This window comes from Carnobacterium sp. (genome assembly GCF_032094055.1).
In the GTDB taxonomy this organism is placed as follows: Bacteria; Bacillota; Bacilli; order Lactobacillales; family Carnobacteriaceae; genus Carnobacterium_A.
Map to the genome: position 1 here is coordinate 1 of NZ_DAMDAK010000110.1, position 1,012 is coordinate 1,012.

Annotated in this window: 1 protein-coding gene and 1 pseudogene; both read left to right on the plus strand. The window is 38.6% G+C overall.

All coding sequences use genetic code 11. The annotated features are described in order from the left end of the window. Positions 1 to 714, plus strand: a 714-nt coding sequence (locus RT405_RS12480; protein ID WP_313470112.1) for a hypothetical protein, incomplete at its 5' end; no start/stop codon positions are given. Between the two features lie 13 nt (positions 715 to 727). Continuing rightward, positions 728 to 1,012 (plus strand): annotated as a pseudogene (locus RT405_RS12485) (hypothetical protein); the annotation flags it as partial.

Sequence of the window (1,012 nt, forward strand, 5' to 3'; positions counted from 1 at the left end):
AACTATTTAAATAATACTGAAATAGACCACTTGATGAACACAGTAGCGGATATCTTACGCATGTCCCGGCCGTATCGTCGAATCAAAGAACTGCCTGAATTGATCGACCAGTTTAATAATGAAATGGTACAACAGTTAGAAAGCGTCTCCCAACCAATTTGCGACGCAATAGAGCAAGACCGCCGAGATATCACTCGTGAAATGGAAAGTCTGCTCGATTTTTCTAGTATCAAACATATTCAAACAACCTTTAATTTTAAAATGAATGATCTAGAACAAAAAGTTAATAATGCCAATACAGTTGGAAAACTCCAGGCTTATAAAGGCGAAAGCAATGAAATCAAAGTGGTCACACTAAGATCGATTGAAACAGCTAAACGAGCAATTTATGAAGAACAGGAAAAAGAGAGAGCAGTTAGGGAGAAATGGGAAGCAGAGCAAAGAGAAAAGAATAAGCCGGTACCTAGTAGCCCAGGGGTTGAAGAAGACGATACAGATTTCAATAAGCCTTTAGCTGTAGAACCGCCAACATCTGTTGCGAAACCAAAAGTCAAAGCAGAAAAGGCATTGGTCATGCGGCAAACGGAAATCCTTCCGCGCCACTTAGTGGAAATTAGAAACGAAGAAGATGTAAACCGTTATTTAGATATTCTAAAAGAAAATTTGATGAGATCGTTAGCAGATAAAAATGTTGATTTCATCAAGTTATCGTAAGGCGGTGCTCAACATGAATAAAACAGCCTTACGCAAATTTGCCTTTCAAGCCCGAAACAAACTAAAAAACGGCGTGCAGCAAAAAGCCTATGCTTATGGAATTACAGCGAATAACATTACGCCGATTACTGAGTTGAAAGATGGGTTAGTTATAAATGGCACCATTATGGGAAAACAAGAGCTAAAACAATACAATCATTTGAAAAATCGCTTGGTATATGAAGGATATGAGCAAGTGATGGATGAAGCAGCCTATACCTGGTTTAACCGAATCGTGGCTTTACGCTTTATGGAAGTT